Genomic DNA, 18,443 nt, shown 5'->3' with positions numbered 1-18,443 from the left:
TTGCAAAATTGACACGGTTTAGGCAATCCACGCGGTAGGGCGAGAAATTCGGGGCATGGACTAGCTGTGGATGTTCATGTCCATCTGGTCGCTGGTGGGGTGGAGTATTCGGCGAGGAAGCCGTGCGCGTCGGAATTCCGTTGCGATCCCGATCCGCAAACCGGAATAGGGAGTGATGACCGGATATTTTAGTCGCTGCGGAATCGAATTTACTTCCCGGTGGTGTTTCGACATCATAACTATTATCTCTACTTATTGAATAAACTGTCCGCTGATCCCACACTGAGAATGTTCATGGCCCAGCGCGCCAATTAGGTGCGAAGTTCGAAGGGAATCATTATGCGAAAAATGAGCACTATCATGCTGTCGGCAGCGGGCGCGGTGCTATCGATGACCGCCTTAGTCCCCGCCACGGCGGCACCCCCGGAAATAACCACGAGCGCGTGGATGGGAGCCGAAGCAGCCCATGTAGGCGAGTTGGAAGGCTTTGCCGGCAATGCGCAACTCATCGGATTCTTCGCACGCACCACCGGGTCGGGCGATGCCGCGGTGACGAGCTTCAACTGTCCGGAAGGAACGCCGCCTTCATGGGATCCCGAAAGCGGTTGCGAAGTCCTGGAAACGGTCGGAATGTATGGTTACGACCTCGACGTGGAGATTAGTAGAAACTTATCGGCCGGCACGTTAAGCGGCACCGTCCGCGTTTATGAGGGCGAAACCGAAAGCGGCGAGCCGATCTTCGGACAGGCATATCAGCTGGAAGTCAGCATGGCCGGCGAGGGAGGCATCATAAAATCGCACGATAAGCAGGAAGGCTCAAAGCATTGGAGCAAAGAGCGTTCGGCCACTGTGGTCAGCGGAAGCCTCGGTGCTATGGACCTCACTGGTGCAAAAGGTCAGCTGGTTCACCAGCAGGATCGCTACTCCTTTAATTGATGGAAACCGCTCCCGGCTCTCCCTTGGGGAGGACCTGGAGCGGTTCGAACCTTGCGTGCCCAAACTCACCGCCAATATCCAGTGGATACGTGAAACAATAGGTAGCAATGACTTCCAGCGACTCCACCACACTTTCCGCCGTTGAACGCAAGGCCCTGCGCACCGAGCAGGCCGCTGCTCAGCGTGCCCAGCAGCTACGCATCTCCAAGTCCCGAGCCGAGGCCGAAGGCCGCGCCCAAGTCGTACCAACGGCCGAAGGATGGAAACAGGAGATGGGTGCCGATGGCCGCCCAGAACTGCAGTTCGCCACCAAGCGCCGCGTCTCCCAACCGCCAACTCACCTCGCGGACCTTTCCTTGGCCGAGCGCCAAGCCAAGCTGAAGGAACTGGGCCTTCCGGCCTTCCGCGCCAAGCAGCTTTCGGTGCACTACTTCCAGCACTACACCACCGACCCGGCGAAGATGAGCGACCTTCCCAAGGAACGGCGCGAGGAACTGGCAGCGGCCATGTTCCCGCCGCTGCTCACCGAGGTCAAGCGACTGACTACCGATGATGGCAAGACCATCAAGTTCCTTTGGCGCCTGTTTGACGGTTCGCTGGTCGAGTCCGTGCTCATGCGTTACCCAGGCCGCATCACTTTGTGCATCTCTTCGCAGTGCGGCTGCGGTATGAACTGCCCATTCTGCGCCACCGGACAGGCGGGGTTGACCCGCAACATGTCCACCGCGGAAATCCTGGACCAGATTGTTCAGGCAAACCGCGTGATCGCCGAGGGTGGCCTCGGCGGACAGAAGCACCCGGACGAGCGCGTGGGCAATATCGTCTTCATGGGCATGGGTGAGCCGCTGGCTAACTACAAGCGCGTCATGAACGCAGTGCACCGCATGGTCGCCGAGGCCCCAGAAGGCTTGGGCATGAGTGCCCGCGGCATCACTATTTCCACCGTGGGTCTGGTTCCTGCCATCCGCAAGCTGACCGAAGAGAATGTGCCGGTCACCTTCGCGCTGTCGCTGCACGCCCCGGACGACGAACTGCGTGATGAACTGATCCCGGTGAACTCACGCTGGAAGGTCGACGAAGCGCTGGACGCCGCGTTCGACTACTACGCGAAGACCGGCCGTCGCGTCTCCATCGAGTACGCGCTGATCAAGGACATGAACGACCACGAGTGGCGTGCCGAGCTGTTGGCGAAGAAGCTCAACGCCCGCGGACGCGGTTGGGTCCATGTGAATCCAATTCCACTGAATCCGGTACCGGGCTCCATCTGGACCCGGAGCGAGAAAGACATCACCAGCAAGTTCGTGCGACGTCTGGACAGCCTTGGAGTGCCCACCACGCTACGCGATACGCGCGGCAAGGAAATCGACGGCGCCTGCGGGCAGCTCGCGGCCGACGAAGACTAAACATCTGTGACTAGGGGCTTTGCTTCACGTGAAACACGTGAAGCAAAGCCCCTTTTCGTTTTCCGGAGGTATCGGCCGAATCGCTGAGAGATTTGCTGAGCGACGCTTAGCAAATTCTGAAAACCGAGAACTGGTAGCGAGTCCGCCCCGCGCAGCCGCACCCCGTGCATGAAATTTCCGGCGCTGGTCTCCAAGACACAAGTGCCATCTCGGCAAGAGCAATCACGGCCCAAACCGGTATGGTTCAGATATGGCCGTTTCAGACCCACTCTACTTAGACAAGACCAATCCCGAGTTGTGGAACTCCATTGGGAAGTTCTCCAACCAGCTCGCCAAGTCCTACCGCGCAGCAGGCATCAGCGACCGGACAGCGGAACTGATCAACCTTCGAGTTTCACAGATCAATGGCTGCGCTTACTGCCTCGATATGCACACCCGCAAGGCGCTGGAAGCCGGAGAGAGCATGCAGCGCATCGTCCTGCTCAGCACCTGGGATGAATGCGGCGGGCAGTTTGATGAGCTCGAATGCGCGGCGCTTGCCATCGCTGAGGCCACCACGGATCTGCCTTGCCCGGAGGAACGCATTGCCGCGGTGGCTTCGGCACGACTTCTGCTCAGCGATGAACAAGTTGCCGCCATCCAGTGGATCGCGATATCGATGAACGCTTTCAATAGAATTTCCATACTGTCTCGCCATCCGGTCAGGAAACGTGAACTTGGACAGAAGACCGCCAAGTGAAAGTATCTGCTCGCGGACAAGTTCCGCCCTTCGAAGTGATGCAAATCGTGGATTCGGTGACCACCATGCGCGCGGCCGGACACGACGTCATTTCGCTGTGCGTCGGTGAGCCCGGTGGCGGGGCACCGGCCGCGGTTAATGAGTTGGCTTCGAAGCTCCACGCCGAACAGGCGGATTTCGGCTACACCTCCACCATTGGCTTAGCCGCAACCAGACAAGCTTTAGCCGACCACTACCGTCAGACGTATGGCGTAGAGATTCCTGCGACGAACTTCGTCATGACCGCTGGTTCCTCTGGCGCATTCCAGTTAGCGTTCTTGGCGGCCTTCGACCAAGGCGATATCGTCGCATTGGCTCGCCCTGGTTACCCGGCCTACGCAAATATCCTGCAAGCGCTTGGGCTGCAAGTCGTTGATCTGCCCACCGGACCCGATGAGCGCTTCCAGCCGACGGTGGAACTTCTTGAAGCGGCCAAGGCTCAACACGGGCGCCTCGATGGGCTGGTAATTGCTTCACCGAACAACCCCACGGGAACCATGTTCAGCGCCGAGGAGCTTGAACGCCTGGCCTCCTGGTGCGAAGCCAACGGGGTGCGGCTGATCAGCGACGAGATTTATCACGGAATCGAGTTTGTTCCCGATCGCAGGGGACACACTTCGTGGGAATACTCCAAGACGAGCATCGTCGTCTCGTCGTTCTCCAAATACTGGGGAATGACCGGGTGGCGCTTGGGCTGGATGGTGGTGCCCGACGACATGGTCTCCGTGGTGGATGGGTTAGCCTCTAACCTTGCCCTGTGCGCACCAGCGCCCGCGCAACGCGCTGTCCTTGCCGCTTTTGAACCAGCGAGTCTAGAAGAAGCCGAGAGCCGGGTAACCGAATTCGCTCGCACTCGTGAGTTAGTGCTCGGCAGCCTGGACAAGCTCGGAATCTCGCAGGCGGCACCGGCCGATGGAGCTTTCTACCTCTATGGAAAACTGACACCGAGGGTGCTCGAAAAGTTTGGTTCGGCTTCTGGGTTCTGTGCGGCGGTGTTGGAGCAAGCTCATGTGGCGCTCACCCCAGGAGGGGACTTTGACCCATTTGAGGGTCATCTCTTTATCCGGTTGTCTTTCGCTGCGGGCTACCATCGCGTGGCTGAAGCGCTGGACCGAGTCGATGCATTCCTGCAAAGGAATATTTAACAAACAGGGTTTATGCACAGTTCGCGGTCGCGGATCTATGTGCTTAGCACAACTGCCCGAAGCTGGGATGGATTGAAGTTCACCACCCAGCTAGGAGCCCATTATGTTTGATCTGCCCCTGCCCGTCGAACACGAATGCCTTGCTTGCTACCTCTACCGGGTAGCCGAAGACGTCCCGTGCGAAGGTTCGCTGCGCATGCTCAAGCAATACCGAGACCACGCAGCACCCCGCGCCACAGCGCTGGAACGGAAGATCAAGATGCTGGGCGGATATTGCGATTGCGAGGTTCTCATGAACGCAATGAGGCCGGCCACTACCGAAGCCATCAGGGCCTTGGACCAGGGAACCGACTTGATTTGCAAAGGAGTACGCCGCGGCTGTATTCAACCCTGCGAACAGTGGTTGATACGCCGCGGCGTGCAATGGGCTGGCGGACAATTCCGCAGCCGGGGTGCTAAAAGTTCTTAGTCTTCGATTGCGTCAGACTTATTTGCTGCCTTCTTTTTGGACGCCATACGGGCCTTGAGAAGTTCCACGAAGATCGGGATAACCGAAATCAGCACGATCAGGATGAAGATGATGTCGACGTTTTCTTCAATCCAGCTGATCTGGCCCAACCAGTAGCCCAGCAGAGTCACGCCAACACCCCAGAGCAGTGCACCGGCAAGATTGTAAAAAATGAAGGTCTTATGGTTCATTTTGGCGACGCCAGCAATCACCGGAACGAAGGTGCGAACCACCGGTACGAAACGTGCAAGGATAACCGCGCGCCCACCGAATTTCTCGAAGAATTCGTGTGCTCGTTCAACGTTTGACTGGGAGAAGAAACGAGAATCTGGCTTTTTGAAAATGGCGGGGCCAGATTTCTTACCTATGATGTAGCCCGTCTGGTCTCCGGCGAAGGCGCAAACGAAGATCGCGAGGGCAAAAACCCATAGCGAGATATCTAAGGTTCCCGAAGCAATCAATAGCCCCACGGTAAAGAGCATTGAATCGCCTGGCAGGAAGAACCCGACAAGCAATCCGGTCTCGGCAAAGACGATGCCGCACACCAGCAGCATGACCCATGGGCCTAAAGCTGGGTCGCGGAGGAAGACGTTGGGGTTCAACCAGTCGGGGAGAAACGCGGCTCCCATGGTTGGTGTCCCAAACTCGGTCATAAGCGAGAGGAAAGGAGATAGATCTAGCACGGTAAAAGCCTACGGTAAATCACTGGGAGTTTCCCTGCACGTTAATGCAGATCACAGACCGAAAACACTTGGGAAAAAACTCAATTCACGCTCTGACACGTGTTTACCGGACTATTGCCGATGCAGGATTAAGTAAGGCATGTGGCGGGGACACTCTTGAGCGTATCGGCAAGGTCACAGCTAGCTCGTTCATATTCTGGCGCTTGTCCTAGGCAAAGTCGCCGAGGCTCCGAATTGACCGTCTCTCTGGTGGCCCATGACAACCGTCATGGGCTGAACATGACTTTCTACTCTGTGCACAGCACCAGAAATTTAGAAAAATAAGAGTATGAAAACGCTGAACCGAACTGACGCTGTAACGCTGACGGGGCTTCATAAGACTTTCACGACACCTCGCACCAAAGTCGAAGCCGTTAAAGGCATCGATCTAACAATTCACACCGGTCAAATCGTCGCACTTCTAGGGCCGAACGGCGCTGGCAAGACCACCACCGTGGACATGATCCTCGGGCTGACCAAACCAACCGCAGGATCTGCTCAGGTGCTTGGCCTCGACCCGCACAAGGCGGTGTCCAGCGGTCGGGTCTCCGCCGTATTGCAAACCGGCGGACTGCTGCGAGATATGACGGTCTACGAAACGATCAAGGTCATCGCGTCAATGCACCAAGTCCCCGGACGAATCGACGAAGTGATGGAACGTACCGGACTAACCCAGATCGCCAAGCGCCGAGTCGGTAAATGCTCCGGTGGTGAACAGCAACGAATCAAATTTGCCCTGGCACTCTTGCCCAACCCAGATGTGCTGATCCTGGATGAACCCACCGCAGGGATGGATGTGATGGCTCGCCGCGAATTTTGGAACACCATGCGCAACGAAGCCATCGATGGGCGAACCATCATTTTCGCAACCCATTACCTCGAAGAAGCACAAAATTTCGCCGAGCGTACGGTGCTGATCAGCCGCGGCAAGGTGGTCGCAGACGGCGCAACAGAGCAATTACGGCAAATGATCTCTGGCCGCAAGGTAGTCGCGACCATGCCAAACGCGCGAAGCATTGAACAGGTCATGAGCGAAAGAGCTAAGCCTGAGATAGAAGAACAGTCAGGGATGCGGGTGACCTTCCGATGCCAGGACTCGGACGATCTAGCACGTGCACTTCTGACTCGGCATGGCGCCTACGATCTGGAGATCGCCGCACCAAGCCTCGAGGACGCTTTTGTTCAGTTGACGGAGGACGCATCATGAATCCCACATATGTCGGTGTCGAGTTCACTCGACACATTCGAGACGGCTACAACTTGTTCTTCTCTCTGCTGATGCCCTCGGCAATGTACCTTCTTTTCGGCAACATCCCCAGCTATGGCGAGGAAGTCCTCGGGCTGGGCAACGTGAAGTTCTACATTATGGCTTCCATGGCCGCCTACGGTGCAGCAATCTCAACGGTTGCCATCGCAGGCACCGTTGCGACTGAATCCATGCAGGGCTGGGGACGACAGATCGCCTTGACGAGAATGCCGCCGACAACCTTCGTCTCCTCGAAGATGTTCGTTGCGACCACCATCGCTGCAATCTCGGCGGCATTGGTCTATGCATTGGGTGCCGCGACGGGCGCCACTACGACCGAATGGTGGTTATGGATCGCGGCTTTTGGCATCACGATGGTCGGGTCGCTGATGTTCGCTTGCTATGGCATTGGCGTCGGCATGATCTTCAAATCCGAGTCCGCTCTGGGCTTGGCCTCCGGGCTGATGGTGTTCTTTGCCTTCTTCGGCAACGTGTTCATGCCGCTGAGCGGCATGATGCTGGATATCGCACGATTTACCCCAATGTACGGTTATGTCGCGCTCGTACGATTCCTGCAATTGCAAGATGTTCCAGCAGAAACCGGGTTCGCTCCCGACGCATTGTGGATCCCAGTGACTAATGTGGTGCTATGGGCAGCGTTCTTCGCAATCTTCGCTCTGATCTCAACGCGAAAGGCACGGGCACGGCAGTGACCGAACGTAGTCAGGCACAGGCCGATGTAGATCGGTTCTGGAGCAAATTTGGCTGGTGGGTTTCGGGAGTGTGGATTGTTTTCCTCATCTACCCGACGCTCACCCTGCTTCAGGAAGACTTCTCGCTGGCGACGCGGGTCGTTGGGCTGGGCCTGATTCTCGTATACGCGGCAAGTTACCTTCGCGGCTACGGACGTTTCTCCTGGACAGTGGGCCACGGAGGGAGCGGCTCGCTCGAAGTTTATGTCTACTTCGGCATCATGGCAGCGATCATGTTCGCGAGTATTCCGATACTGCACGATGGAGCTTTGGGATTACTGCCTTTCCTCACCTCATATTCGGCCTTTTTGCTCAAACGCCCGGTCATGGCCGTGACCTATGCGGTGGCACTGATACTGAGCTTCGGCCTACCGCTGGCCTATGGTGTGTTCTTGCAGCAGCTCTTCCTCACCGGGTTGAACGTGATGCTCATGGTCATTTACTTTGTCACCTCCGGGGTGATCCGCCGGGCCGTTGCCGCAGACAAGATCAAGGATGAATTCCTTGTCCTGAGTGAGCAAGAACGAATGGCTCGAGACGTGCATGACGGAGTTGGCCATTCGCTGACTGCGCTGAACCTCAAGGCGCAGCTGGCGCTACGCCTTCTGGACGAAGGTGAAGTCCAGAAAGCCCGAAGCGAGGTTGTGCAGCTTAGCGAACTGGCGCTCGCGGCACTTGATTCGGTGCGCACCACGGTGCACGGGATGGCCCGTATGGATCTCGAAGGAGAACTGCTGGCATTGGAGAAAGTGTGTGCCGATAGCGGCATTGAATTTAACGTCGTTGGCCGGGCGGACATCGTTCCGCACGAATTGCGTTCGCACGTTTCGTGGATCGTTAGAGAATCATTGACCAATGTGTTGCGCCATGCCCACGCCAGTGCAGTCTGGGTTAGCTTGTCAGAGCAAACGCTCAGGATCGATGATGACGGTGATGGCCTGCAGAACGCCAAGGAGGGTCATGGGTTGCGGGGAATGCGTGAACGAGCTCGGCTTTTCGGAGCCAGCTGTACAGTGGGGGAGTCGAAGCTAGGCGGAACAAGCATTCGAATCGACTTCGGAACTACGGGAGTAAACGCATGATCAAGGTGTTGATAGCCGATGACCAACACCTGGTCCGCGGCGCGCTGGCGGCGCTGCTGAATATGGAACGCGACCTTGAAGTTGTTGCCGAATGCTCCGACGGGGACGAAGTGCTGGCGGCAGTGGCAGAGCATGCACCGGACGTGGTGCTGCTAGATGTGCAAATGCCACGCATGGATGGACTAACGGCTGCTGGGCTGGTCCGCGCGAAGCATCCGCAGATCAAAGTACTGATCGTGACTACCTTCGACCGCCCGGGATACTTCAGGCAAGCATTCGAGGTCGGAGCGCACGGCTTCCTCGTCAAGGACGCATCGCCCGCCGAGCTGGCCGATGCGGTGCGTCGGGTCCAAGCCGGAGGGAAGGTGATCGACCCGCAACTTGCCATGCTGTCGGTTGAATCCGCGAGCAACCCGCTGACCGAGCGAGAACGCGAGATCCTGGCTCTAGCGGCGGCCGGGAGCCCGGTCTCCAAGATTGCCCAAGAAATCCATCTGTCGGTAGGTACCGTGCGCAATCATTTATCGAATGCGATCGGCAAGACGGATGGGTCAAATCGGATCGAAGCCGCGCGTATTGCCCAGGAACGCGGTTGGATCTAGGCAGTCGCGAAGTGGGTAATCAGACCGATGACCCAGATCGACGTCGCCAACAGGACGCAGCCGAACTCGACAATGATTCCGATTCCCATGGCCTTCAAGGTTGCCCATGATGAGGCTAAGGCCCCGCCGAACTTACGGTGACGAACTGCTTCGCCGAGGAATAGCCCCAGAGCGAATCCGATGAACAGGCCCACCACCGGAATGAGGATGGCTCCGGCGATCGCGCCAAGCAATCCCCAAAGGATTGATCCTTTCGGGATCTGATGCTGTTTGAGCTTGCGTCCGGTCAATACCGCGGACGCCGACCAGCCCAAAGCCGCGATCAGCATGCCGAGCCCCGCTGCCCACCAGGAAGCACCGGAACCCAATAGCCAGCCCCATCCGAGAAGCGTCAAAATAGTGAGCAATGAGCCGGGAAGTACCGGAATGATTGTTCCCAATGCGGAAACGATCAGCAGTAACCCAGCAATAATGGTGTAAATAATCTGTGCATCCACACACTTAGTGTGGCACGGTGAGCTTGAGAATAACTTCTGGGCGCGGGCAGAATTTTTGAGGTGTTTGATGAGTCAGCAACAACAGGGCCGCATCGGTGTCGAGATCAGCAACAATGTAGCCACGGTGGCATTGGATAATCCGGACCAGCACAACGCACTGACAAAAGACATGTGCCTGCAACTCATTGGAGCTTTTGCCGGGCTAGCAGCAGACCCCGAAGTGGCTGCCATCGTGGTGACCGGGGCCGGATCGAACTTCAGCGCAGGCATTGCTATTGATCAAATGAACCTGGTGCTCTTTGATAAGCCCAGCGACGACGAACTAGTAAACCACTTTGATCTGGTGGATCGCGCGATCACTGGTTGTCCCAAGCCAACCATCGCAGTGGTGCGCGGCAATTGCTTTGGAGGCGCCTGGCAGCTAGCAGCTGCTTGCGACATCCAATTGGCGGCGGACAATACCCGTCTGGCTATTACCCCGGCCAAGGTTGGATTAGTGTTTCCCCGGCCCGGTATTGAACGCCTGGTGCAAACGGTGGGTCAAAGCCGCGCGAAATACTTGCTGTTCAGCGGCGCCGGAATCACCATGGAAGAGGCTTCCGTCTGGGGTCTTTTCACCCGCGTTGTCCCACAAGAAAAGCTGGAAAGCGAGTTAGCGACCTTGATCTTCCAGATGTCCGCCAACTCGAACTTCTCGATACAGCATACTAAGGAAGCCATCGCAATGAGCGCTGGGGCATACCCGGACCCATTGCTTGACGCCTATTGGGAGGCGCTGTGGCAGAACAACGCGCGCAGCGAAGATCTCCAAGAAGGTCGAGAAGCGTTCGCCGCTAAACGCCGTCCGGAATTCAAATGGCGTTATGAGGGGACCGCCTAGGGGCGCAGCTGCTGCCGAAGGAGTGCGCAGCTCCCCAGCCTCTGTGTTTGGCAACCAGCTAACGCTTGAGGATCTGCTCGCTGACCCATTGACCGACACTTCCCGGATCCAATATCGAACCGGGCACCCAGGTGATCGATGCCGCCTCTGACATGGTCAGGGTTGGATTAGAGCGAATCACTCCACAAGCCTAATGAAACTTTGTGTCGAATTGGGGCACTAAGTCCCATGAGCCGGTCTCTCCCTTAGCGGAATCTTGATCTTTGCTGGTCGCAACCATTGAATAGACTCCAAGGGCGATTTAGACTCAGCGTGTCATCTCTGACAACTCGCAAGTTAAGGGAGCACCATGTCGACGCCTGAATTTCCACCGGGAACTCCGTGTTGGATCGATTTATTGACCAAGGACCTTGAGGCTGCCAAAGCGTTCTATACGCAACTTTTTGGGTGGAGCTACGTCGTCGGAGATGAGGAAACCTACGGTGGATACACCACTGCCGGTATCGATGGTCTCCCCATCGCGGGGCTCATGGAGAATGACCCGGACAATGGCTTCCCCGATGTGTGGTGCACCTACCTACGCGTTGAGGACATCGAGGCAACGGTAGACCAGGTCCAAGCGCATAACGGGCATGTCTACATGCCACCCATGGAAGTTCCCGAACAGGGAAAAATGGCAATGATTGGTGACCCATCGGGCCTTGGCGTGGGACTCTGGCAGGCAGGTGGCCATGCAGGCTATCAGAAGATGGGGGAGCAAGGAACGCCGGTCTGGCATGAGCTGCACACCACGAAATTCGAAACCGCAACCAAGTTCTATCGCGAAGCACTGGACTGGGAGCTGGAAGTGATGAGCGACAGCGACGAGTTCCGCTATCAGACGCTCGGCGCCGGGAACGAAGCAAAAGCCGGCGTAATGGACATAGCCCATTTCAAAGACCCAAAACTCGCCGGATGGAAGGTGTATTTTGCGGTAGACGACACCGATCAGACGGTGGCCGACGCAATTGCTGCAGGCGGCTCGGAAGTAAGCCCGGCGGTGGACTCGGACTTCGGGCGGCTCGCGGTAATCGCGGACCCTACGGGTGCCGAGTTCTATGTGCTTCAGGCTAACGGCTAAGGGCAGCGGGCACCTGCGCCTGGTTTGAAAGCCGATTGTTCTTTGCGTCTGTGGAGAGCAATAGTTGTGCGGGATCAGTAGCCAGGATCCCATTGGATGCGAATGAGCAATTATCTGGCAATTCTGTTCGTAGCGTATCCAAATGCTGCAAGTCAGGCAGCAACTCCACGTAAGCTCGGATATATGCAACAACGACTACTTGGACGCACCGACCGTACCGTTTCCGTCATTGGCCTGGGCACCTGGCAGCTAGGCGCCGACTGGGGAGCGGTGGATGAAGCAGAGGCCTTCGCGGTGCTCGACGCCGCCTATGCCGGCGGTGTCACCTTCTTCGACACCGCTGATGTCTACGGGGACGGACGCAGCGAGCAGCTCATCGGCAGCTGGATGAAGGCAAACCCGCAGGCCGAGGTCACGGTGGCCACGAAGATGGGCCGCCGGGTGGAGCAGGTACCCGAAGCCTATAACCTCGATGCCTTCCGTGCGTGGAACGACCGCTCCCGCGCCAACCTTGGGGTGGACACCCTCGACCTGGTGCAGCTGCATTGCCCGCCGACCCCGGTGTACTCGACCGATGCAGTTTACGATGCGCTGGACACCATGGTGGCCGAAGACCGGATGCGCTCCTACGGCGTCTCGGTGGAGACCGTGGACGAAGCGCTGAGCGCTATCGCCCGTCCGAACATCTCCACCGTGCAGATCATCGTTAATGCATTCAGGCATAAGCCGCTGGAGCTGGTTCTGCCCGCCGCCCGCGAAGCCGGAGTCGGCATCATTGCCCGCGTCCCGCTGGCCAGCGGATTGCTGACCAACCGCTACACGCCGCAGACGAAGTTCGCCGCCGATGACCACCGCAACTTCAACCGCGACGGCTCGGCTTTCGACGTGGGAGAGACCTTCTCCGGGGTTGACTACGCCACAGGTCTGCAGGCCGCCGGGCAATTCGCGCAGCTGGCCGGAGTCGAGGCGCCGCAGGCAACCAGCGCCCAGGTAGCCCTGGCTTGGCTGGCCGCCCAAGAGGGAATCAGCTCCATCATCCCCGGGGCCCGCAACGCGGACCAAGCCAGGGCCAATGCCGCCGCCGGTTCGCTGCAGATCTCTGAAAGCTTCAACTCCGCGGTGCGCGAGTTGTATGACACGAAGCTGCGCGCGCAGATCCACCCACGTTGGTAGCCATTTAGCTGCGCCCATGGGTTCAGCGGCTTAGCCCGGTGCCCCGATGGAGATGGTGGCACCGAGGCGCACCGGCTCGGCCGGGCGGTGCTGGCCGCGTTCGGGCACGTAGCGCAGCTCCTCGTCCTTTTGGTCCGGGGCATTGACGAAGGAGCGGAAGCGGCGCAGCTTCTCCGGATCCGCAAGTGTCGCCGCCCATTCGTCCTGGTAGTTGCCCACATGCGACTCCATGGCCGCCTCAAGTTCCGCACCCAGGCCCAGGGAGTCCTGGACCACCACTGCCTTCACATGCTCGATGCCGTCCTCCAGATCATCCATCCAGCGTGCGGTGCGCTGGAGCTTGTCCGCGGTGCGGATGTAGTACATCAGGTAGCGGTCGATGTAGCGGATCAGCGTCTTGTCATCGATACCGCCGACCAGCAGCTGGGCGTGGGCCGGGTTCGCCCCGCCATTGCCGCCCACATACAGGTTCCAGCCCTCGGCGGTGGCGATGACGCCGACGTCCTTGGCTCGGGCCTCGGCGCATTCGCGGGCGCAGCCCGAGACGCCCATCTTGAACTTGTGCGGGGCGCGCAGCCCGCGGTAGCGCAGCTCCATTTCGATGCCCATGGCCACCGAGTCCAGCATGCCGTAGCGGCACCAGGAGGAGCCGACGCAGGTCTTCACATTGCGCAGCGACTTGCCGTAGGCCTGCCCGGATTCGAAGCCGGCGTCCACCAGTTCCTTCCAGATCTCCGGCAGCTGCTCCAGGCGGGCGCCGAACATGTCGATGCGCAGCCCGCCGGTGAGCTTGGTGTACAGGTTGTACTTCGCCGCCACCGCCGCGATCACGCCGAGCTTCTCCGGGGTGATTTCCCCGCCCGGGATACGCGGGACCACCGAGTAGGTGCCGTCCTTCTGCATATTGGCCATCACCCGGTCGTTGGTGTCCTGCGCACCGGCCAGGCCAGCTTCCATCGGGTGCACCGAGGTCTGGCTGGCAAGCACCGAGGCGATGACCGGCTTGCAGATATCGCAGCCCGCACCAGTGCCGAAGCGTTCCATGATCTGCGGGTAACTGGTCAACCCGGCCAAGGCCACCGCCTCGAAAAGTTGCGCGCGGGACAGCTCGAAGTGCTCGCACATGGCAGCGGAGACCTCGGCGCCGTTCTTCAGCATTTCGGTTTCCATCAGCTTCTTGAGCATCGGCACGCAGGAACCGCATTGGGTCCCGGCGCGGGTGCAGCCCTTGAGCCCGGCAAGGGTGGTGACCGGCGCTTGGCCTTCACAGCTTCCGCAGCCTCCCACCGCATCACGGATCGAACCGACGCTGACGTTATTGCAGGAGCAGAGCACCGCATCATCGGGCAGCTCACCCTGCGGTGTTTCGCCGCCGAGCGCGCTGAGATAGGCTCCCGGCTCACCTGGCAGTTCGCGGCCCAGCAGCGGACGCAGCGACTGATAGGGGCTGGCGTCGCCGACGAAGATGCCGCCAAGCAGCACCTTTGCATCGGAAGAGACCACGATCTTTTGGTAGAGCCCACGCGGCGCATCCGCATAGACGACCTCCAGCGCGCCCTCGGTACGGGCGAACCCGTCGCCGAAGCTTGCCACGTCCACCCCGGAGAGCTTCAGTTTCGTGGCCGTATCGAAGCCGGTGAACTCGGCGCTGCCTCCCTGCAGCCGGTCGGCGAGGATCTCGGCCATGGCGTTGGCCGGTGCCACCAGGCCGATGCACAGCCCTTGAAAGTTCGCGACCTCGCCAATGGCATAGACGTTCGGGATCGTGGTGGCGCAGCCGGCGTCGATTTCGATGCCGCCGCGAGGGCCGATGCCGAAGCGCAATTGGCTGCTTTGGGCGGCATCAAGGGCGGCGTTGTAGTTGCGGGCGATTTCATCGCGGGGACGCACCCCGATTGACACGATGACCATATCCGCGTCGATTATGCGCTCGTCGGCCATCAGCACCCCGGAGACCACCCCTGTTTCGGAGCAGGTGAGAATCTCTTTCGGGAAGACTCCGCCGTGGACGGTGAAGCCGGTATCGGCGATGAGCCGACCCATGGCCTGGCCTGCACCTTCGTCGAGCTGGGTGCCCATCAGCCATTTGCCTCCATCGATGACCACGGCTTCGGCGCCCAGCGCCTGCGCGCCGGCCGCGGCTTCCAGACCGAGCAGTCCGCCACCGATGGTCGCCACCACCGGCGCCCTGCCCAAAGTCTCGGCCAGCGTGCGGACCTGGTCGGCGATGCCCCACACATCTTCCAGAGTGCGGTAAACGTGGGTGTGTTCGGCTCCTGGAATCGGGAGAGTTGCTGCGTTCGAGCCGGTAGCCAGCACCAGCTCGTCGTATTCGAAGTCGCGTCCGTCGGCGGTGCGCACGATCTGGTTGATGCTGTCGAGCTCGGTGACCGCGGCACCGGTCTTCAGGGTGACATGAGCGAGGTCCCACAGCTCGGCCTCCCCGAGGGTCAGGTCGACTCCGGGGTTGGTCAGCGCCTGGGAGAGGGCCACCCGGTCATAGGGCAGGTGCGTCTCCTCGGTGAGCACTGTGATGTGCAGGTCGCTTGGCTCGCGGCTTGAAACAGCCTGCGTAAAACGGTGTGCGGCGGGGCCTCCGCCCACCACCACGATGCGGCGGGATCCATGTGCTGTGCCCATGATGAAACTCGACTTTCGCTCGGGAACAATCAGTGCTTGTTGCTGACTGCTCCCAGCCTAGAAAATCTGTTTTGCGCCCCAATTTCCCTTATGTTTCGATAGCCACAAATTTCTCCACCACCGAGCAAAGCGCCGGTGAGCAGCGCGAAATATGTTGGAATCAAACCAGCTGACTACGTGGCCCAATTTCCGGATATCCGCACAGAAATCCTAGTATTCCGGGAGGAATTGGGAGCTCACCGCGCCGGTGCGACTCGGTGATAGACGGTTTACCGAGGTGCAACACCAGAACGTATGGCGTGAAACATTGCAGTTCTAAGCTCGAATTATCGAAGGAAACCAGTTGAAAGGAGCGCAGCGATGAGCGCTGTAGTCGAAGAGCACGTAATAGGCATTCCACCTAAGCACGCATCGGTCTGCCGGCCGGATGATCTGGAACCAGGGTGGGGCGAAACCGCCTTGCTGGAAGGCCAGCAGATCGCGTTGTACCGCACCGAATCCGAGGATTTCTTCGCGGCTTCCCACCACTGTCCCAGCAGCGGTGCAAAGGTCATGGCTCGCGGAATCCTCGGTGACACCAGCATTGCGGGCCAGCGCGTTCCAACAGTCGCCTGTCCGCTGCATAAGGAAGTGTATCGGCTCGACACCGGTGCATGCCTGAATTCCGACTCGCAGCCACTTCCAGTACATAAACTCATCGAGATCGAGGGACAGCTATGGATGGAACAGAGCCGATGATTTACGATTATGAACCCCTGGAGCGCATAGAGCATTCGGCCTGGCAAGGCTGGATAGAGGTCCAATCGGCTGCTGGAATCTGGCCAGCGCACTGACAATACCTGAGTGGGAAAATCCAAGAGCAGGCAGCCATTGAGGCCGGGACAAACACGCAATGCGTTTGTCCCGGCCTCAATCAGCGGCTCGTTGCTACGGTCCTGAGACCGGACGGTGGATTGGCTTGCCGAGCACCACTGAAGACGGTTTCTGGTCTAATCTTTCACAAGGTGAAGCGAGATCGCTGTTGGATGGTCCGCGGACATATGCACCGTATTCTCGGCCACGACCTTGACCCTGTCGGTGGCTATCGACCCACCGGTATTCGAGTTGATGTCAAAGCGCGGAAAATTGCTCGAGGAGATATCCAGCCGCAGCCGGTGCCCGACTGCAAAGTGATTGGCAGTGGCCGGCGCCGAAACCCGAACACGGTAGACCTGATGCGGATTCATCAGCTCGGGTTCGGCAAAGGAATCCCGGTATCTGACACGCATGATGCCTTCGGTGAGATTCAGGGCGTACCCCTGAGGAAAATCGCTGCTTGGCGGGTACTCATCGATTAATTTGATGGTCAAATCGGTGTCCTTGGCCGAGGAGGAGAGATAGATGTCGGCGGTGACCTCGCCAGCAATGCTCATCGATTCCTCGAGCCGATCGGTTCGGAAGACGAGCACGTCTGGCCGGGCGCTGAGCGGAAGCGGTGTTTGATCTGCGGCGAATACCGAGTCGTTGACCACCTGGTCAAAGCCCCCGCCGCGCATTACCGGCTCCCCGCTGGTTACTTGTCCGCCGATGGTGGGAACCGGATTATTGGGATCGAACGAATAGGTGATGCTGGTTTCTGCTGCCACCGGTTCAGTGATCAGCTGCCCCTGAGGCGAGCAGTACAGGGAGATTTCCTGCGTGTTCTCCGGCGGCCAGGTGCTTGCTTGTTCCCAGCGGCCACCATGGTCCAGCCGTCCCTGCTCCGTGGCGCGGCCGCTGCCGCCGCCCATCAGGAAATAGGTGACACGGCTGCGTTTGTCGGCCGTGGAATTGCTGCGGAGCACCTCGTCCATCCAGTCTGCCCGGAAATCCAGGTACGAGGCCGCGAGATTGCCGTCAAAGTATGCGTTCGGACCGAAGTCCACGTCGCCCGCGTATTTCTGGCAACGCTTGCCGTGAATCCAAGGACCCAGGAGCAGATAGGCCGGACTGGTTTTACGCGCGGACAGCTGTTGGAAGTTCTCGGTGGCCGAAGCGACGTACGGGTCGTACCAGCTGGAAATGTGGAAGCTGGGAACGTCGGGAAATTTGTCATAGGAGTCCCGGGCATAAATGGCTGGCTGGCTCCAGTAGTCGTCGAACTTTTCGTTGGCCCATTGCTCCAGCAAGAAGTTTTCGTACTCAGGGGTCAGGCTTAGCGGGGAGTTGCCTTTCCGCCATGGCGTTTGCCGGAACCAATCGGCAACGTCCACCTCTGCCAGACCCGAAGCGATGACGGGGTTCACGGCTGCTTCGGGACTGCGGACCGCGTGGCGGAAAGCCCACGTGGCTTGCTTGAGTTCGAAGGCTCCCCCCATGCGCATGCCAACTTCGTAGGCCGAGGAGAAACCGCCGGAGTCCATGAACATTCCGGCTAGGCCTGTCGGCGACAATGCTGCGGCCGCCGTTTGGACATGCGCCGAGTAGGAAACGCCATTCATCAGCACACGGCCGTCGCACCAAGGCTGGGAGGTGATCCAGGCGATGGTATCTGCGCCATCCTGACCCTCGTTGAGGTACTTGACGAAATCGCCCTCGGAGCGTCCTCGGCCTCGGCAGTCTTGCCGCACGACGATGTAGCCCCGTTGGACGAAGAAGTCGGCGATTTCAGAGGGCTGCGGAACTGCTTGGTCGTGCACAGATTGATCTGAATCCCGGCTTGAACGTTTTCCATAGGGAGTGCGTTCCAGGACAACGGGAAGTGGCCGATCGTGCTGGTTGACTCCGTAGACATCGGTTGCCAGCTTGCAGCCATCGCTGAGAGCAACCATGAATTCCTGAAGCTGGGCGGTCGTTTCAGATAGCAACGAAGCGTCATCGATAGAGGTGGGCAAGGCTGAACTCATTTCTAGTAGTTGATCAACCGGTGTGACTTGCAGGCGGATCGGCGGTTCCTGCCAATATGAAGTTATCCAGTGAAGTGGCAGCGCGTGAGACAATT

General features: G+C 58.9%; 18 protein-coding genes. 13 read left to right on the top strand and 5 right to left on the bottom strand.

Annotated features, from left to right (window positions below):
• Positions 1-348: 348 nt before the first annotated feature.
• The 5 genes from LG294_RS15735 (at position 349) to LG294_RS15715 (ending at position 4,731) form a co-directional block, all read left to right on the top strand.
• The gene (locus LG294_RS15735) at positions 349-936 is read left to right on the top strand and encodes a hypothetical protein (RefSeq protein ID WP_404287365.1); all 588 of its coding nucleotides are present in this window, start codon (positions 349-351) and stop codon (positions 934-936) included.
• Between the two features lie 107 nt (positions 937-1,043).
• Positions 1,044-2,339 (top strand): 23S rRNA (adenine(2503)-C(2))-methyltransferase RlmN, encoded by a 1,296-nt coding sequence (gene rlmN, locus LG294_RS15730; RefSeq protein ID WP_404287363.1) that lies wholly within the window; start codon positions 1,044-1,046, stop codon positions 2,337-2,339.
• Between the two features lie 250 nt (positions 2,340-2,589).
• Positions 2,590-3,078 carry a carboxymuconolactone decarboxylase family protein gene (locus LG294_RS15725; RefSeq protein WP_404287361.1) on the top strand — a complete coding sequence of 163 codons (489 nt, stop codon included), beginning with the start codon at positions 2,590-2,592 and terminating at the stop codon, positions 3,076-3,078.
• Positions 3,075-4,262 (top strand): pyridoxal phosphate-dependent aminotransferase, encoded by a 1,188-nt coding sequence (locus LG294_RS15720; protein ID WP_404287359.1) that lies wholly within the window; start codon positions 3,075-3,077, stop codon positions 4,260-4,262. Before LG294_RS15725 ends, LG294_RS15720 begins: the two co-directional genes overlap by 4 nt.
• A gap of 103 nt (positions 4,263-4,365) precedes the next feature.
• A complete protein-coding gene (locus LG294_RS15715) occupies positions 4,366-4,731 on the top strand; it encodes a DUF2695 domain-containing protein (RefSeq protein WP_404287357.1) in 366 nt (121 codons plus the stop codon).
• Here LG294_RS15715 and LG294_RS15710 read toward each other — a convergent pair.
• On the bottom strand, positions 4,728-5,423 hold the full coding sequence (locus tag LG294_RS15710) for a DedA family protein (RefSeq protein WP_404291802.1): 696 nt from the start codon (positions 5,421-5,423) through the stop codon (positions 4,728-4,730). The two genes, LG294_RS15715 and LG294_RS15710, sit on opposite strands and share 4 nt — an antisense overlap.
• A gap of 358 nt (positions 5,424-5,781) precedes the next feature.
• Between LG294_RS15710 and LG294_RS15705 the strand changes: the two genes are divergently transcribed.
• From LG294_RS15705 to LG294_RS15690, 4 genes are read left to right on the top strand one after another with little or no spacing between them, the layout of a single operon-like run.
• Entirely contained in the window at positions 5,782-6,699 is a 918-nt protein-coding gene (locus tag LG294_RS15705; RefSeq protein WP_404287355.1) for an ABC transporter ATP-binding protein, read from the top strand.
• Entirely contained in the window at positions 6,696-7,451 is a 756-nt protein-coding gene (locus LG294_RS15700) for an ABC transporter permease (protein ID WP_404287353.1), read from the top strand. The genes LG294_RS15705 and LG294_RS15700 overlap by 4 nt, the downstream gene beginning before the upstream one ends.
• Complete coding sequence (locus tag LG294_RS15695) at positions 7,448-8,572, top strand: sensor histidine kinase (protein ID WP_404287351.1); 1,125 nt, start codon at positions 7,448-7,450, stop codon at positions 8,570-8,572. The genes LG294_RS15700 and LG294_RS15695 overlap by 4 nt, the downstream gene beginning before the upstream one ends.
• The gene (locus LG294_RS15690) at positions 8,569-9,174 is read left to right on the top strand and encodes a response regulator (RefSeq protein ID WP_404287348.1); all 606 of its coding nucleotides are present in this window, start codon (positions 8,569-8,571) and stop codon (positions 9,172-9,174) included. The genes LG294_RS15695 and LG294_RS15690 overlap by 4 nt, the downstream gene beginning before the upstream one ends.
• Here the strand turns inward: LG294_RS15690 and LG294_RS15685 are convergent.
• A complete protein-coding gene (locus LG294_RS15685; RefSeq protein ID WP_404287346.1) occupies positions 9,171-9,671 on the bottom strand; it encodes a DUF456 domain-containing protein in 501 nt (166 codons plus the stop codon). The two genes, LG294_RS15690 and LG294_RS15685, sit on opposite strands and share 4 nt — an antisense overlap.
• A gap of 67 nt (positions 9,672-9,738) precedes the next feature.
• On the opposite strand from LG294_RS15685, the gene LG294_RS15680 reads away from it, so the two are divergent.
• On the top strand, positions 9,739-10,551 hold the full coding sequence (locus tag LG294_RS15680) for an enoyl-CoA hydratase/isomerase family protein (protein ID WP_404287344.1): 813 nt from the start codon (positions 9,739-9,741) through the stop codon (positions 10,549-10,551).
• A 58-nt stretch (positions 10,552-10,609) separates the two neighbouring features.
• On the opposite strand, the gene LG294_RS15675 is transcribed toward LG294_RS15680, so the two are convergent.
• Complete coding sequence (locus LG294_RS15675; protein WP_404287342.1) at positions 10,610-10,732, bottom strand: hypothetical protein; 123 nt, start codon at positions 10,730-10,732, stop codon at positions 10,610-10,612.
• A gap of 216 nt (positions 10,733-10,948) precedes the next feature.
• Here LG294_RS15675 and LG294_RS15670 point away from each other — a divergent pair, with 216 nt between their 5' ends.
• Both LG294_RS15670 and LG294_RS15665 read left to right on the top strand, forming a co-directional pair.
• Complete coding sequence (locus LG294_RS15670; protein ID WP_404287340.1) at positions 10,949-11,671, top strand: VOC family protein; 723 nt, start codon at positions 10,949-10,951, stop codon at positions 11,669-11,671.
• A gap of 183 nt (positions 11,672-11,854) precedes the next feature.
• The gene (locus LG294_RS15665; protein ID WP_404291800.1) at positions 11,855-12,844 is read left to right on the top strand and encodes an aldo/keto reductase; all 990 of its coding nucleotides are present in this window, start codon (positions 11,855-11,857) and stop codon (positions 12,842-12,844) included.
• A gap of 30 nt (positions 12,845-12,874) precedes the next feature.
• Here LG294_RS15665 and nirB read toward each other — a convergent pair whose 3' ends face one another.
• Positions 12,875-15,484 carry a nitrite reductase large subunit NirB gene (gene nirB, locus LG294_RS15660; protein WP_404287338.1) on the bottom strand — a complete coding sequence of 870 codons (2,610 nt, stop codon included), beginning with the start codon at positions 15,482-15,484 and terminating at the stop codon, positions 12,875-12,877.
• A gap of 360 nt (positions 15,485-15,844) precedes the next feature.
• Between nirB and nirD the strand changes: the two genes are divergently transcribed.
• A complete protein-coding gene (gene nirD / locus LG294_RS15655; protein WP_404287336.1) occupies positions 15,845-16,222 on the top strand; it encodes a nitrite reductase small subunit NirD in 378 nt (125 codons plus the stop codon).
• 251 nt (positions 16,223-16,473) lie between these two features.
• On the opposite strand, the gene LG294_RS15650 is transcribed toward nirD, so the two are convergent.
• Positions 16,474-18,348 carry a CocE/NonD family hydrolase gene (locus LG294_RS15650; RefSeq protein WP_404287334.1) on the bottom strand — a complete coding sequence of 625 codons (1,875 nt, stop codon included), beginning with the start codon at positions 18,346-18,348 and terminating at the stop codon, positions 16,474-16,476.
• Positions 18,349-18,443 lie beyond the last annotated feature (95 nt).

Origin of the sequence: Glutamicibacter arilaitensis, from assembly GCF_044793945.1 — a bacterium.
Classification (GTDB): domain Bacteria; phylum Actinomycetota; class Actinomycetes; order Actinomycetales; family Micrococcaceae; genus Glutamicibacter; species Glutamicibacter arilaitensis_B.
Note: the sequence above shows the minus strand (reverse complement) of the source record. Positions and strands in the feature narration are given on the sequence as shown.